The organism is Mesorhizobium sp. M0184 (genome assembly GCF_040322215.1).
GTDB lineage: Bacteria > Pseudomonadota > Alphaproteobacteria > Rhizobiales > Rhizobiaceae > Mesorhizobium.
Genome location: NZ_JAMYSZ010000012.1, coordinates 37,019 through 52,615, shown reverse-complemented (window position 1 = coordinate 52,615; position 15,597 = coordinate 37,019). Strand labels below are relative to the sequence as shown.

The 15,597-nt window shown below is 61.4% G+C and carries 14 protein-coding genes; 4 read left to right on the top strand and 10 right to left on the bottom strand.

What is annotated here, in order from left to right:
- Positions 1 to 161: 161 nt before the first annotated feature.
- From NKJ23_RS16645 to NKJ23_RS16600, 10 genes are all read right to left on the bottom strand, one after another.
- Positions 162 to 1,340 carry a glycosyltransferase family 9 protein gene (locus NKJ23_RS16645; RefSeq protein WP_352681185.1) on the bottom strand — a complete coding sequence of 393 codons (1,179 nt, stop codon included), beginning with the start codon at positions 1,338 to 1,340 and terminating at the stop codon, positions 162 to 164.
- Complete coding sequence (locus tag NKJ23_RS16640; RefSeq protein WP_352681183.1) at positions 1,330 to 2,517, bottom strand: glycosyltransferase family 9 protein; 1,188 nt, start codon at positions 2,515 to 2,517, stop codon at positions 1,330 to 1,332. The genes NKJ23_RS16645 and NKJ23_RS16640 overlap by 11 nt, the downstream gene beginning before the upstream one ends.
- Before the next feature lie 9 nt (positions 2,518 to 2,526).
- Positions 2,527 to 3,708, bottom strand: coding sequence for a glycosyltransferase family 9 protein (locus NKJ23_RS16635; RefSeq protein WP_352681181.1), 1,182 nt, complete (start codon positions 3,706 to 3,708; stop codon positions 2,527 to 2,529).
- Between the two features lie 6 nt (positions 3,709 to 3,714).
- Complete coding sequence (locus NKJ23_RS16630; protein ID WP_198023529.1) at positions 3,715 to 5,502, bottom strand: ABC transporter ATP-binding protein; 1,788 nt, start codon at positions 5,500 to 5,502, stop codon at positions 3,715 to 3,717.
- A 237-nt stretch (positions 5,503 to 5,739) separates the two neighbouring features.
- Positions 5,740 to 6,282, bottom strand: coding sequence for a class I SAM-dependent methyltransferase (locus NKJ23_RS16625; RefSeq protein WP_352681179.1), 543 nt, complete (start codon positions 6,280 to 6,282; stop codon positions 5,740 to 5,742).
- A gap of 462 nt (positions 6,283 to 6,744) precedes the next feature.
- Positions 6,745 to 6,999 carry a DUF6894 family protein gene (locus NKJ23_RS34670; RefSeq protein ID WP_502902541.1) on the bottom strand — a complete coding sequence of 85 codons (255 nt, stop codon included), beginning with the start codon at positions 6,997 to 6,999 and terminating at the stop codon, positions 6,745 to 6,747.
- Positions 7,000 to 7,214: 215 nt separating this feature from the next.
- Positions 7,215 to 7,439, bottom strand: coding sequence for a hypothetical protein (locus NKJ23_RS16615; protein WP_352681177.1), 225 nt, complete (start codon positions 7,437 to 7,439; stop codon positions 7,215 to 7,217).
- Positions 7,440 to 7,702: 263 nt separating this feature from the next.
- Positions 7,703 to 8,230, bottom strand: a complete 528-nt coding sequence (locus tag NKJ23_RS16610; protein ID WP_352681175.1) for a hypothetical protein — start codon at positions 8,228 to 8,230, stop codon at positions 7,703 to 7,705.
- Positions 8,231 to 8,257: 27 nt separating this feature from the next.
- Positions 8,258 to 8,506 carry a hypothetical protein gene (locus NKJ23_RS16605; RefSeq protein ID WP_352681174.1) on the bottom strand — a complete coding sequence of 83 codons (249 nt, stop codon included), beginning with the start codon at positions 8,504 to 8,506 and terminating at the stop codon, positions 8,258 to 8,260.
- Positions 8,507 to 9,041: 535 nt separating this feature from the next.
- Positions 9,042 to 9,344 (bottom strand): DUF982 domain-containing protein, encoded by a 303-nt coding sequence (locus tag NKJ23_RS16600; RefSeq protein ID WP_084640966.1) that lies wholly within the window; start codon positions 9,342 to 9,344, stop codon positions 9,042 to 9,044.
- A gap of 255 nt (positions 9,345 to 9,599) precedes the next feature.
- On the opposite strand from NKJ23_RS16600, the gene NKJ23_RS16595 reads away from it, so the two are divergent.
- The 4 genes from NKJ23_RS16595 to otsB all read left to right on the top strand — a co-directional run bounded on the left by NKJ23_RS16595 (position 9,600) and on the right by otsB (position 15,590).
- The gene (locus tag NKJ23_RS16595) at positions 9,600 to 10,661 is read left to right on the top strand and encodes a glycosyltransferase family 4 protein (RefSeq protein WP_352681172.1); all 1,062 of its coding nucleotides are present in this window, start codon (positions 9,600 to 9,602) and stop codon (positions 10,659 to 10,661) included.
- A gap of 47 nt (positions 10,662 to 10,708) precedes the next feature.
- The gene (locus tag NKJ23_RS16590) at positions 10,709 to 12,871 is read left to right on the top strand and encodes an amylo-alpha-1,6-glucosidase (RefSeq protein ID WP_352646123.1); all 2,163 of its coding nucleotides are present in this window, start codon (positions 10,709 to 10,711) and stop codon (positions 12,869 to 12,871) included.
- A 179-nt stretch (positions 12,872 to 13,050) separates the two neighbouring features.
- A complete protein-coding gene (locus tag NKJ23_RS16585) occupies positions 13,051 to 14,832 on the top strand; it encodes an alpha,alpha-trehalose-phosphate synthase (UDP-forming) (RefSeq protein ID WP_023674969.1) in 1,782 nt (593 codons plus the stop codon).
- Positions 14,829 to 15,590 carry a trehalose-phosphatase gene (otsB, locus tag NKJ23_RS16580; RefSeq protein WP_352681170.1) on the top strand — a complete coding sequence of 254 codons (762 nt, stop codon included), beginning with the start codon at positions 14,829 to 14,831 and terminating at the stop codon, positions 15,588 to 15,590. The genes NKJ23_RS16585 and otsB overlap by 4 nt, the downstream gene beginning before the upstream one ends.
- The last annotated feature ends 7 nt before the right edge of the window (positions 15,591 to 15,597 follow it).

Sequence of the window (15,597 nt, the reverse complement as noted above, 5' to 3'; positions counted from 1 at the left end):
CGAATTGGCCTTTACTATATCCCGGTTCGGAATGCCTTATGTTTTTTGGCCTGTTGCGACGACTGTTCGACGCGGGCGCTCCGTTCCGCGATCCGGCGGCCGAATCCTTAATGCGCATCGCGTCGAAGCGTATTCAGTGACGCGCTTTCGGACGACATGCATTAGCCACTTACTTTTGTGATCCATGGCGCCAGGATGGCCTCGGCCTCGCCCATCACCACGGACCAGGGGCGTTCCCGTTTCGAGACCAGCACGGCCGATGGATAGTAGGGCGTGCGGTCGCCCTCGACCGGCCAGGAGCGCTTGAAGCCGTCGCCCAGAATGAAAACCGAGGGGATGCCGAGCGCGCCGGCCAGATGCGCTCCGGTATTGCTGATGGTCACCACGGCGTCCATCGCGGCAACCTGCGCGGCGAAAAGATCCATGTCGACGAGCTGATCGACCGATCTGTCATGAAGAATGCGCTCCGGCTCACCGTCGGTCAGGATCTTCAGATCGGTCTCGATCTGGCCGTACTGCAGCGAGACGAACCGGAGGTCCGGTCGGCCGATCAGGTTTCGCCAGGCGGCAAGCGGCGGTAGGTCTTTGCCGGGATTGGAGCTGCCCCATGCGATACCGACCAACGGCCGTCCTTCCTTCCGGTAGCGGGCGCGAAGTTCAGCGACCCGGGCCGGATCCGGCTTAAGGGGCACGAAATGCTCGCGGATCGTCGCCTCGTCGGTTTCGAAAACGGCAGTCAGATGCTGGACGCCGGCGAAGGCCTGCGCCTCGGCATAGGCGGCCTTGCCGCCAGCGCCGACCGGCCGCACATCGGCGGTCGGAAAAGTGCGCTGAAAGAGCGGTACCAGGCGGCGCTCGACCAGCACGATCGAGCGGGCGGCGCGCGCCAGGGCACAGCCGACGGAACTCGCATGATGGATCGCGGTGGCCAGACCCTGCTTTTCGGTTTCCATCAGATCAATCAGCAGTGTCTGGCCAGAAATATCCTGGCCCAGCCACTCGCCATCGACGCGGCCGTTGACGATGTGGCGTCGGGCGATCCTGAGTTCGGCGGCTGCGCCATAAGCGCCCATCCGCATCAGCGCCTTGCTGAGCTCGTCGATCAGGTGGACCTCGCCCCTCGACTTCGCAATGGATCCAAGAGCCAGGGCTTTCGGCAGTGCCGCCGGCCAATCGCGGGACTCGACGCTTCGCCGATAATCCGCCATCTGATCGGCAATGTCGCCGTCGCGCCAGCGAAGGAAGAGCTGCCGGCGGTGACGTCGGAACCAGACCTTGTATTTGTAGCCTGCAAGCGCGACAGCGCGGCGCAACCGGCCGAGAAGTAGGCTACCTTCCATCGCCAGCTCCGCTGATGATTTGCATGACCCGTCCGCCTGCTTCCTGCACTGCCGACGCCCAGGCTCGGCCGCCTTTTCGGGCCAGTCGAACGCTCGGATATGCGGCGACGGTCTCGCCGAAGGCAGGCCAGGACAGTCGAAACCCGTCGTCGAGCATGACAATCGTCGGCACGCCGAGCGCTCCGGCCAGGTTGGCGCCGGTATTGCTGATCGTCACCACCGCGTCGAGCGCCGCAATTTGGGCGGCAAAGCGGTCCATGTCCGTCAACTGATCGACGGAAGCGTCATGGATGATGCGCCCCGGCGCGTGGCGCTCGAACTCGGAGAGGGCCGGCCCGACATCGCCATATTGCAAGCTGACGAGGCGCCCCGGCAGACTGCTGAACAGCGTCCGCCAATCGTCCAGGGCCGGCAGATCCTTGCTCTTGTTGAGGCTTCCCCAAGCAAATCCGATCAGGGGACCTGGGTCGCCATCGAGATAGGTGCCGCGCAGCTCGGCAACCAGTCGGCGGTCCGGCTCCAGCGGAACGAAGGGCGCGCGTGCCGCCGGGTCGTCCGGCCAGAAATGCTTTGCGAGCGTCTCGAAACCGGCAACGACATCGGCGTCCACCGCCGCCATGTCCTCTTCCCCTTCAATCCTGACATCGAGCGCAGGATATGTTCTGCGATAAAGCGGTGCCAGTCGCGGCTCGACGAAGACGATGCATCGACCGGCAGCCGCAGCTGCTGGACCAAGCAAAGACGCGAACTGGAAAAAGATCGCCAGGTCGCCTTCGCGACGATCGACGAGAAGCGTGCGACCCGCAAGATCACTGCCATCCCAATCGGGCCTGCCGCGCAGCTGCTTGCTCGCCGCCATCAACTGCCAGATGCGATTTCCTCCGTCGAGACGCCTCAGTCCACGCCCCGCTTTCTTGATCAGGCCGAGATCGCCAAGCTGCTCACCAAGCACGCCAAGCGCCAGTGCATGGTCGCGAGCAGTTTGCCAATCGCCACGCTGCACGCTTTCCTCCATCAGCCTCATATGCCGTTCGGCGCTTTCGTCGGCGTGGCGCGAAGGACGTCTAAGGAGTTCCTTTGCCCGCTCGAGAACCTTCTGCAGCCGCTTGCCGACGGCGCCCTGCGGGCGCAGATCGGCGGTTTTTGCCTTCTGAAGGATGGTTCGTCTGTTCTGCACGGCGATGTTCTATCGTCCCCGGGGAGCGTCGGAAAGCGTCGTCAGGATCGACGAGAGCCGCCGGCCGGCCTCGTCGAGCACCAGCGACCAAGGGCGCCCCTCCTTGCGAATGACAATGCCCTTCGGATACCAGGGTGTCCGGTCGCCGGTCACTGGCCATGCCGTCTGAAAATTATCGTCGATGAGGAAAACAGTCGGCACGCCAAGGGCTCCGGCAAGATGGGCCGCCGTATTGCTGATCGTCACGACAGCATCGAGTGCAGCGAGCTGTGCGGCGAAACGGTCCATGTCGACCATCTGGTCGACGCTGTCGTCAAAGATCAGACGCGCGTCGTTGCCGTTGCGAAGGCGCCGCAACGCCGGCTTGATCTGTCCGTACTGGAGCGAAACGAATGTCGCTTGTGTCTGGGCGATGAACCGTGCCCATTCAGAAAAATCAGGCACGTCCTTGGTGTGGGATTTGCTGCCCCAGGAGAGACCTGCCAGCGGCAGATACGTCATCGAGCGATAGCGCTTGCGGAATGTCTCGACGAGTTCAGGATCTGCCCGCAGCGGCACGAAGTCGGCAGCAAGTTTTTCGGCATCGCGTCCGAACACCCAGGCGAGATCTTCGAAAGTCGCACGTTTGTTGCCGACCACATCCTGCTGCGCCGGGACCACGGTCGCCTTCGGGAACGTTCGCTGCAGAATTGATACCAGGCGCGGCTCGACCCGAATTGTTGCACTTTGGGCATAGGCAGCGGCAGCGCCGGCCAGTCGCGCGTGGCGGATAACCCGGCCAAGGCTGCGCGGGTCATCCTCCACAAGATCGATCAGCAGTGTATCCGATCCGAGATTCTCGCCGGTCCACTCGTTGGCGCTTTTCCGTTTCCGCAGCCGGCGAGCGGAAAGCCGAAGCTCAGCTGCCCGCGCAAAGTTGCCAAGGCGTTCGAACGCCTGGCCCGCCTTCTGCATCAGCTCCGGGTCGCGATTATGATCGGCCGTGACAGCCATCTCATTGGTACCGGCTTCAAGGCCTTTCCAGTCCCTGCGCACGATCAGGGCCTCAACCTTGGCCTGCAGCTCAAGAATGGAACGAGGCTGCTTGGGACTGAAAAACAACCTGCGCACCGCCTTTTTGTACCGGCGCACCTGAAGGCCCAGTCCACCAATCACATACCGGACATAGGAACCGTGATAAAAGCTGGTCATCGGCCTTCAGCGCAATACGCTCTGCCGCAGCTTTTTGCCGCTTTCGACCATCGGATCGGGCGTCTCCAGGTGGAATATCGAACGATATATCTCGCTGTGCTTGGCAAGCTGGTCATGCGTTCCAGCATCGACAAGCTGTCCGGCGTCAAACACGAGAATACGATCGGCCGCCTTGATTGTAGACAGCCTGTGCGCAATGCAGATCACCGTGCGCTGAAATGTGTTGTCGAAGGCTGCCTCCATAACCGCCCGTTCGTTTTCACCGTCAAGCGCGGATGTCGCTTCGTCATAGACGATTACCGCAGCATTCTTGAGCAGGGCGCGCGCGATGGCAACGCGTTGTTTCTGGCCGCCGGACAGGTTGGTGCCGCTTGGCCCGACAAGCGTGTCGAGCCCGTTTTCGAGCGCCGAAGCAAAGCTGGTGACCCGGGCGAGGTTCGCAGCGGACTCGATTTCCTGATCCGTGGCATTCGGGCGGCCGTCGCGAATGTTGTCGCGGATCGAGCCTTCGAACAGGAAGACGTCCTGGGATACCAGTGCGATGTTATCGCGAACGTCGGCCAGGCTGATCTTCGAAATGTCCTTTCCGTCGATCAGGATCCTGCCCTTGTCCGGCTCCATCAGGCGCAGGATCAGATTGACGATGGTGGTCTTGCCGGCGCCGGAGCGGCCGACGATCGCCAGCTTCTCACGAGGTCGCACGTCGAAGGAAACACCCTCGAGCGCGGGGCTGTTGCCGTCATAGGAAAAGGCCACATCTTCAAAGCGGATACCACCATCGACGTCGGTCAGACGCTCGCCCGCGATCGCGAGTCGCCGCTGCTCGGGCGTGTCGATCAAATCATACATCTGCTCGACGGCGACCATTTGCTTCTGGATGTCGACATTGACCCGGGCCAACCGCTTGGCAGGCTCATAGGCAAGCAGGAACGCGGTAATGAAGGCCATGAATTCGCCGGGCGTCTTGCCGTTGCCGAGGGTCTGCCAGCTGGCGTACATAACGAAAAGCCCGATGATCACGCCGCCGCCGGTCTCCATCAATGGGCTCATCAATGCTGACGTCCGGTTGATCTGGATGCCACGTCTTTCCATCTTGCGGACGGCCTTTGCAAAGCTGGCGACGGCCTTGTCCTCGAGCTGGAAGGACTTGATGGTGCGGATGCCTTCGACGGCTTCCGTGCCGATCGACTGGACTTGTGCGGCCAATTCCGTCTCGCCCCTCGCCAGCGCCTTGAGCTTCCTGGTTATCGCGCCGACTGACAGGAACAGCATCGGCAGAACCGCCACGGATATCAGCGACATCACCGGGTCCTGCTTGACCATGACGCTGGCCAAGGCAATCAGGGTCAGCAGATCAGAGACGGCGCTGCTCGTGAGGGTGAGAATAACGGTCGCCCCGGCGCGCGCGTTGAACATGATTTTGGAGATGAATTTTGCTGGATGCTGGTTCGCGAAACGGCTGATGTCGAAATACACCATTCGGGAAAATTGCCGGTTTTGCAGGTCCGAAACGATAGCCCGGCGAATCTTTCCCGTCGTGATGGTCTGGCAGTAGGCAGCTATGCCCTTGACCAGGAAAATGCCGATGATGACGGCGCTGATACCCGATACAGCGGCAGCGTCTCGCTCGACATAGATGGTGTTGATCATGACTTTCATGATCCAGGCCGCCGCGCCGGTCGCCGCAGCAGCGGCGATCGAGCACAGCAAACCTGTCACATACAGCATCTTGTGCGGCGGCAGATTTTCGCCAATCAGACGCTTGATCAGCGGATATGCCGGGGCCGTTGACACTCGTTTCTTTGTAATCATCTCGTCGCCGCCCGTTGCGATCCCGTCCGGTCTTCGCGTTATCTTGAAGCGCGAGACGGTTTCGATCCCCTGTCTGTGGCTTCGTTCCCGACCGCAGTCAATGCCGAACCGGATCCTTGCATGTCATCGGCTTATGACCGTCGGTTCCTCGCATGCGAGCATAGCGGACCCCAGCCACGCGGCTCTTGCGCCATTCGTCGTCGGCCGCGCTATGCCTGGTCAGTGTTTCGCGAGGACCATGAGATGGCTTCCAAGAGGCGATGTGTGATTGCTTTTGATTGAAAAGCCCACATCCGAAAGCACCGCGATCATCTCCTTATCCTTGCCAGGAGGGACGCGGGCAACGATCGTTTGAGCACGCCCGGCGATTTCGCACAGCACGCGTCGCGCCTTGTCCGCGCCGAGGCTCCACTGCATGTGATGGTAGACCGCCAGCAGCATGACGATGTCGTACTGCGGTTGGAGAACATTTTGCAGCTTCCGGCTGCCAAGATCGAGACAATCGAACCGGCTTTGGACCGGACAACCCAGAAAGATCATCCTGGCCGTCTCGATATGCGGCTTGAGAATGTCGATCCCATGGATCGAACTCGGTCCTAGCTTGGATATCTCATAGGCGACAACACCCATGTTGCAGCCAACATCGAGAATGGATTTCCCGGCGTAGTCGACCTCTGCTGAGAATAGGCCGTCCAGTCGGTCGTCCCACGTTCCCTTGAATCTCTTTTGCTTATTTGACCACCACAAATCATTGTTCTCCAAAAACGGCGCCGGACTGGTTTCCTTGACGGAGGGGACTGTGCGCCCGGCCCAACTCGGTCCAGTTGCTGGCGCGCAAACGACACCGTCCTGAGCGTCCTGTAAACGCAACCGCGGGAGAAAGGAACTCCTGATCACAGCATCCTGCGAAGACGTTTCGGTAAGTTGACGAACACCCGGCCCGACAAATCGACATATTGGTTGGAAATGGCGACGTCGCTTGGCGCCCCTACCCGGGCCTGCCCTCGAGTTCCTGAAACGCGCGGGAGAGCGGGCCGGCACACGCAGGGACATAAGTAATGCCCCGTCGGCAAGGCAAGCCATATTTGTTCTTGCTTTGTGCCGGCAGCTATGCTACTAATTTGGCTATGGTGCTGATTTGCACCAACGACCGTCTTGCCGCGACATGCGGTTTTTCAGCCAGGCTCGATCAAAGCTCGCCCGCATCGCGGGGCTTTTGGCCAATCACGGTCGAGCGCCGGCCTTTTCGGCAGCTTCCGAGAATGGAAATCGGAAAAGCAGCTTCCGGTTCTCGTCGCAGACTTCGAAGGAAAGACCTGTCAGGACCGGGCTGCCGCTGAGCAGGCCCTCGGCCAGGATTTCCTTGGCCGAAGCCATTGCGTTATCCTGAGCCGCGGACAAACCGTCCAACTCCTGACCCTCGAAATCTTCCGTCAAGCGGCCCTCATTGTTTCGGAAATGGAAAAAATATCTCGGCATGGCTGCTCCGGTCGGTCGGTTTCTCTAATGCATTTCGCGCAAAAGTGTGCAGCGGTTTTGCGACAACGACATGCACAAAAACAAGCACTTAAAGCGCGTCGCATGAGGCCGATCGACGCGATGCGCTTTAGTCGCGAGCGCCTCAGGAACAGCGTCGGATTTGTGCACGACAGCACCGTGCGATTTTGGCGTTGGGATTCATGGCGTTTAGGCCTTCATGCGTCAGGTCGATCGAACAGCACCCCCAGCCCGTGTTCGAACGCACATGCCGCAATCATGTCGTCCAGGGCTTTTCCGGAGACCGGGCAATTCGGCATGACAGCCCTGATCGCGACCTCAGCCGCTGCGGTGGAAACCGCATCGTGGCGCCTCTTCCTGGTCTCCATGTATTGCTCGAGCAGAATTTTCAGGCGCCGCGCGGCAATCTCGTCAACGACCATCGTTCTCCCTCGATTCGGCACAATGGCGGTCTTCCGGGTCTGTCCTCCGGATGAAGGTCCGCTGCCATCGGGTAGCAGCGGACCACTCGGCTGGGTGAGCCAATGACCCGAGGCGGGGGTGTCTCGGACCGCCACCACAATAGCTTCGGGAGGCCACTCGTTCCACAGAACGCTGTCGTTGGTAATTTTCGTACACTGAGCATTGCCGCAGACAGTCTGCGACCGTGGGATTTTTGCGCTATGCCCGTAGCCTGATAACCGGATCAGCTTCGGCTTCGATCGACATAGCTGTAGATGCCCGCGCCGATCGCGACCGCTCCTACAGTGATCAGAATCGATGGCACACCCATCGACGTGGCGACGATCCCCCAGACAATGGCGACGGCAATTGCGCCGACCGTTCCCAGCACCAGTCTAAGCCGTTTCGACATTATCCATTCCCCCAAAAGTGCATCTTTGGCCTTTTCCGGTCGAAATACCGCAACGCGGCACCATTGTCTGCGCTTCGTCCAACTTTTTATGCCGCCCCTGAGCCCCGATCGCTGAGGCGTAAGCGATCCGTGTGCGGCCTTGTTGCAAACACCCACTCGACAATCAGGAAGCTTGGGCGCGGGCCCGAGAAGCGAGGCGTCAGAAAGCGAGGTATCTATGCAAAATTTTCGGAATTTACTCCGGTTCTCGATCATGGCCATGGCGGCCACGACAACCGCAATAGTCATCACCGGGCTTACCCCCGAGACAACCGAAGCGACTTTGATTTGCCATAGGTTGGTCTGCCAGAAGGCGAGCAATGAAGGCAGTGCCTTCGGCGCCAAATATCAGCGCAAATGCACATGCGAAAATGTAAGCGAGGGCGCTAACAACCATCCCTCCCCGCACAATGTCAACAAGGGGCCCATCGGCGGCTCAAGCAGCAGCAGCGGATCGAGCGGCGCCAGCAGCTCAAGCGGCACCACCAGTTCGAGCGGCAGCAGCGGTTCGAGCGGCAGCAGCGGATCCAGTGGCGGCAACGACGGAACAAGCAGCGGCGGGTCTAACGGCAGCGGCGGAGTGTAGCGGCTGCTCAAGCGGCTCCGGTGGCGGCGCCACTCGAGTTGAACCGTGGCGGCGACCACGCGGCCGGCAACGACGATCGATCCTCACGACAACGGGAGTAGTAGTATGACGCTCCGACCGAAATCGGCGACCGCGCCCCTCACCGACCTTGCAGGATTGCTTGGTCTTGCGCTCACCGTCGCGATGCTCGCCGACAGAAGCTGGCCTGTGCATTTGCAGGCCATGACTGTCATTGCAGCTACTACTGCAGCAATGATCGCGGTCGACACGGCCTATTTCCAGACGTTTCGAAGGCGTTCAACGGGATTGCAGGCGAAGCCGATGCGAGCGCTTGAAGTCGAGCGTGTCGTGCGCAAGCTCATCGGCTTCATCGTTACGCTCACGACCATTGCCGCAGTCTACTGGATAGTGCCGGAATACCGGCGTGAGTTTTACGCCCCCTACTGGGCAGCGCTCTACGACACCTTGCCGGCGCTGCTCGTCGGTCGCCGATCGGGCGCTCCGGCTGAATGCCACCCTTGCTCGGACCATCTGCGGCAGTCGGCGCTATCGCCTCAAGGCGTGATCGCGATGCCGATCCTCGCCGCTCATCGGCAACGGCCGATCGCCCTCGAGCAGGCGGGTGATCCGGGCGAAGCCGGCAAAAGCCTTTCTCGCTTCCTCGGCCGACATCCGGCCGGCCATGGCCGCAGCGCAGCAATTCACGGCGCACTGGTAAACCGGCCCGCGCCGCCCCGCCGGCCATTTTCGCAAGAATGCCATTGCTTCGGCAACGCTGTCGATCTCCTCCACGGGCTGTCCCTGTCCGCGCAAAACCCGCACGGGCGAAAAGAATTGCAAGCGGTCCATCATTTCCTCCCCGTCGACCGGATGCGTGCGATCGAACCCCACTAAACTCGCGAACCCGACTTTGGTTCCCGGCAAAAGAGGGCTTGGCCTGAAAAATGTTGGCTGCACGAGACGAGCAGCGGTGGACGCGCCCGGCAGCTCCAATTGGGTGACATCTTGCCCCAATTGGGTGACATCTTGCCATTGTGCGGGAACGTTAGCGCGGCTGATGCATTTCGATGCCACGAGCAGTCTTTTTGAGGGAAATGCCAAAACATGAGAATAGCCCATGTGGCGCCGCTCCATGAATCCGTGCCACCCCGGTTCTATGGAGGGACGGAGCGCATCGTCTCCTATCTGACCGAAGGATTGGTCGAGCTTGGCCATGACGTGACCCTGTTCGCCAGCGGCGATACCAAGACGTCGGCGAAATTGGTGGCGTGTCGCGAGCGTGCGCTCCGTCTCGATCCGCGCCCGCACAAATCCGAAACCGCGGCGCATCTCTCGATGCTCGCCGAGGTGAGGAGCCGTGCGCAACAGTTCGACATCATCCATTTCCATCTCAGCCACTTCCTGCATTTTCCTTTCTTCGAACACATGCCCGACCGGACGGTGACGACACCGCATGGCAGGCTCGACTATGTCGACCTGGCCCCGGCCTACGAACATTTTCCGCGCTTTCCGATGATCTCGATTTCGCGCAGCCAGAGAACCGGGCTACCCAGGGCCAATTGGCTGGCGACCATCCATCACGGGCTACCGATCAACATGTACAAGCCGACTTTCGAGACGGAGGTGGACGAGCCGTATCTGGCCTTTCTCGGCCGGCTGTCGCGCGACAAGCGCCCGGAGCGTGCCATTGAGATCGCCTTGCGCTCCGGGCTGAAACTGAAGCTTGCAGCAAAGATCGGCGACGACGACCGCCCTTTTTTCCACGACACGGTCGAGCCGCTGATCGACGGCGACCGTGTCGACTATATCGGCGAGATCGAAGAGGACAGAAAAGCGGAATTCCTCGGCAAGGCGGCCGGCCTGCTGTTTCCGATCGATTGGCCGGAGCCGTTCGGTCTTGCCGCGATAGAGGCTATGGCCTGTGGCACGCCGGTAATCGCCTGGAAATGCGGTGCCCTGCCGGAGATCATCGACCACGGCGTGACCGGTTTCCTTGTCGATACGGTCGATGCCGCAGTCACCTCGATACCGGAATTGCTGCGCCTCGACAGGCGACAGGTGAGAGCCGTGTTCGAAAACCGTTTTTCTGCCACGAGAATGGCCCACGACTATGTGGCTGCGTATACGCGCGTGATCGACGCTCCCGGTGAAGCGAGAGCGTCCTGATCGGCGTCATTGTGGACGTTGGAACGAAACGACAGAGCTTGTGACGTATGAATCAACTCGACGAGCGTAAGCTTGATCCCGCCGTAGCCCTTGCCTCCCTCGACGAGGTTGCGCCCCGGGAGCCGCACCGGCTGTTCGCCCTCAAGCAAGCCGACTGCTTCGCGGTGGCCGACGCCTATGGCGACATCCGCGGCGCCGGCGATGGCTTTTTCCGAGACGACACGCGTGTGCTTTCGGAATTCCGGCTGACGGTCGGTGGCCGGCAAATGTCGTTGCTCGGCGCCTCGCTCAGCCAGGACAATGTGCTTTTCACCTCGAACCTGACCAATCTGCCGATCCAGAGTGTCGGTGGTCGCGACATTCCGCAGGGCGCGATCCACATAGAACGCGTCAGGCTGCTTTGGCAGGACCGGCTGTTCGAGCGCATCACCCTTTCCAACTACAGCCAGGAATCGTCGGCCATTCGGGTTTCCTTGCATTTCGCAGCAGATTTCCGCGACATGTTCGAGGTGCGCGGTTCGACCCGGCTCAAGCGCGGAATAGCCCACGCCGCCGAGACCAGTCCGACATCCGTGGTGCTTCGATATGACGGGCTGGACCAGCTCGTGCGCCTGTCGGCGATCTCGTTCTCGCAGGCGCCGGACAATTTGACCGCCAGCCGCGCGGATTTCCTGGTTGCGGTGACGAAGCGCAGCAGCGAGGTCCTCTATATCGAGGTCGGCCCGGAAGTGGCGGAGACACCCGACCGCGACCGTTTTCGGGCTGCTGCCGCCCGCGCTCGCTTCGGCATGCGCGCCAAACGCCGCCACGGCGCGACGGTGCACAGCTCCGGCCGCGTCTTCAACGACTGGATCGAACGCGCGCGCGCGGACGTGGCGTTGCTGACCACCGAGCTTTCAACCGGACCTTACCCCTATGCCGGCATACCCTGGTTCTCGACGGCATTTGGCCGTGACGGGGTGATTTCCGCACTGCAGATGCTGTGGTTGAATCCTGGGCTGGCGCGCGGCGTACTCGCCTTTCTCGCCCAGCATCAGGCGACCGAAACGTCGCCGTTCAGCGATTCGCAGCCGGGCAAGATCATGCACGAGACCCGCAAGGGCGAGATGGCGGCACTGCGGGAGCTCCCGTTCGGCCGCTATTACGGCGGCGTCGATACCACGCCGCTCTACATTCATCTCGCTTGCGCCTATGCGGATCGTACCGGCGACATGGCGTTCGTCGACAGCCTGTGGCCATCGCTCTGTGCAGCGGCCGAATGGACGGAGGAGACAAGCCGCGCGACCGGCTTCGTTACCTACCAGCGCGGCGCCGAGACCGGCCTTGCCAACCAGGGCTGGAAGGACAGTTTCGATTCCGTCTTCCATGCCGATGGCCGCATGCCCAAGGGGCCGATCGCCCTGGTCGAGGTGCAAGGCTACGTCTTTGCCGCGTTCCGTGGGCTGGCGGCGCTCGCCCGCCGCCGCGGCGAGGACGACAAGGCCGATCATTGGGAGGAACGCGCCGAAACCATGCGCGCCGCGGTGGAACGCCATTTCTGGATGGACGATCTCAATTTCTATGCACTGGCGATCGATGGTGCAGGCGAGCTCTGCAAGGTACGGACGTCGAATGCCGGCCATCTTCTCTTTGTCGGGCTGCCCGAGCCGGAACGGGCGCAGATGGTCGCCGATCAGCTGCTCTCTGCGTCGTTCCACTCTGGTTGGGGAGTGAGGACGCTGGCCGACGATGCGATATTCTTCAATCCGATGTCCTACCACAATGGTTCGATCTGGCCGCACGACACCGCCATGTGCGGTGCCGGCCTGGCACGTTATGGAGTGCGCGAGAGCGTAGTCAGGCTGATGAGCGGCACGTTCGAATCGGCTGTCCATTTCAACATGCGGCTGCCGGAACTGTTCTGCGGCTTTACCCGGTCGCCGGGCGAAGCGCCCATCGCCTATCCCGTCGCGTGCCTGCCGCAGGCCTGGTCGGCGGGATCGGCCTTCATGCTGATGCAGGCCTGCCTTGGGCTCGAAATCGACGGCTGGAACAGCGAAATCCGGGTCACCCGCCCAAGGCTGCCGATCGGCATCGACACGCTGACATTGCGGCATCTAGGTGTCGGCTCGACAGTGGTCGACCTCACATTCCAGCGTGTCGGCGACCGGGTCGTCGCCTTTCTCGCTGATCGGTATGAGGGGATGGTGCCGCTCATCGTACGCACTTGATGCCGCCGCGATGCGGCGCATCGAAAATGACGCGCGGCATTGCAATCGTCCGGAACCGATAGCCTCTTTGTGCGTTGCAAAAATAGGCGGGGCGGGGACGTTGTCGTTGTCATACGGCGGCGAACCAGAAAACAAATAAAAAAACGGCTATCGACCGGCCGGAGGCGAGATCACATTCCATGTCAGATTATACTGTAAACCTGCTCTGGGTTTTGCTGATTGCAAGTTTTGGCTTTTCCGCTTTTGCCATTCTCCTGTCGATATCCCGCCAGCGTCGCGGCCGCGCAACGGCGGCCGCATACACGCCGAGCGAGGATGTCGCGTCGGAAGCGGCACGCAAGGTGCTGCGCGAGTTCGAAAAGAACGGCCAGTCGGCCGATGCGGCACTGGTCACATGGTCGCCCGACACTTTGCGCAAGATCCTGGCCGACGACCTGCCGGACGCACAGGTCATCGTGGTGTCCAACCGCGAACCCTACATCCACAACATCAAGGATGACGGGGTCCAACTTTTGGTGCCGGCCAGCGGGCTGGTTTCGGCACTCGAGCCCATCACCCGCGCCTGTGCCGGCACCTGGATCGCCTATGGCGGCGGCACGGCAGACCGCCTCACCGTCGACAAGGACGACCGGGTGCAGGTGCCGCCAGGCAATCCGTCCTACACGCTGCGCAGGGTCTGGCTGACGGAGGAGGAATATCAGGGCTATTATCTGGGCTTCGCTAATGAGGGCCTATGGCCGCTTTGCCATATCGCCTTCACCCGCCCCGTGTTTCGCGCCTCGGACTGGGACGCCTACGAGGCCGTCAACCGCAAATTCGCCGATACGGTGGTTGCCGAAGCCCGCAACGAACGGCCGATCGTGCTGGTGCAGGACTACCATTTTGCGCTGCTGCCACGCATGATTCGCCAGCGCCTGCCGGACGCGATAGTCATCACCTTCTGGCACATCCCTTGGCCCAATTCGGAAGTGTTCAGCATCTGTCCGTGGCGTGAGCGGATCCTGGAAGGACTGCTCGGCAGTTCGATCATCGGCTTTCATACCCAATTCCATGCCAACAACTTCACCGAAAGTGTCGACCGCTTTCTGGAGAGCCGGATCGAACGGGCAGACGCGGCAATCTCCTATGGTGGGCAGACCACATTGGTCCACGCCTATCCCATTTCCATAGAATGGCCGGCCCAATTGCTGGCAAAACTGCCGTCTGTGGAGGAGTGCCGCGCCAGCGTGCGCGACAGATTCGGCCTGTCTGCGGATACCAAACTATGCGTTGGCGTCGAGCGCCTCGACTACACGAAAGGCATTCTCGATCGCTTCCATGCCTTGGACGAATTGTTCACGAGATATCCCGAATGGATAGGCAAGGTGGTTTTCCTGCAGATCGCCGCGCCGAGCCGGGGGACATTGCCCGCCTACCAGCAACTCCACGACGAATGCCGCCGCTGTGCCGAGGAGCTCAACCGGCGCTATGGCAGCGAGACATACAGCCCTATCCTGATGGTCGCCGAACATCATCGGCAGGAGCAGGTCTACGAGGTCTATCGCGCCGCCGACATCTGTATGGTCACCAGTCTGCATGACGGCATGAACCTTGTCGCCAAGGAATTCGTCGCAGCGCGCGACGACGAACAGGGCGTGCTTTTGCTCAGCACCTTCGCCGGTGCCTCGCGCGAACTGCTGGAAGCGCTGATCGTCAACCCCTACGATGCGGCCATGATGAGCGAGGCGCTGTTGCAGGCGCTGACGATGACGCCGGAAGAGCAGCGCGAACGTTTGCGGCCGATGCGCGAGATGGTCCGCGACAACAATGTCTACCGCTGGGCCGGCAGTATGCTGCTGGACGCCGCGCGCCTGCGCAAACGCGGCGATCTCGACAGGGTGACCGGAACCGGCGAGCGCCCGCCATCGAACACCAACAACGTCATCTCGATGTTCGAGCGGGCTCGGAAGGCAGCGTCGTGAAAAGGTTTGAACAACCGCCGGCGTTGAACCTGTCGGAAGGGCAATGGGCGCTCTTCCTCGACATCGACGGAACCCTGCTGGAACACGCTGCCCATCCCGACGCGGTGTTCGTCGGCGAGGAATTGCGCAATCTGCTCGAACGCATCGAGCGGCGGCTGGATGGTGCGGTCGCCTTCATCACCGGCCGATCGATTCCCGCCGTGGACAAGCTGTTCCATCCGCTGAAGCTGCGGATCGCCGGACTGTATGGGCTGGAGCACCGGCTGACGCCGAGCGGTCCGATCGATGCCGCCGACGCGCCGGCCGACATCGCCGCCCTTGCGGACGAGATCGAGGCCGAACTGGGCAGCGGCAAGGTCTATGTCGAGCGCAAGGGGCCGGTCCTTGCCGTTCATACAAGAGCAGCACCGCAACTGCTTGCACCCGCAATCCAGCTCGTCGAACAGGCATTGGCCCGGCTTCCGAAGGGTTATCGGGTGCTTCCGGGAAACGCCGGCGTCGAGCTCATGCCTTTGGAAGCCGTCAAAGGTGCTGCCATCCGGCGTTTCATGGACATTCCGCCCTTTGTCGGCCGGCGGCCGATATTCCTCGGAGACGATACATCGGACGAACACGGTTTCGAGGCGATCAATGAAATTGGCGGCATCTCCATCCGCGTGAAGCCGAACGGACCGACGGCCGCAAACTATGCCCTCGACGACGTGATCGGCGCAATAGCCTGGCTCGAGGCCAGTTTCGAGACGTCGGCGGTGGCCTGATCGCGCC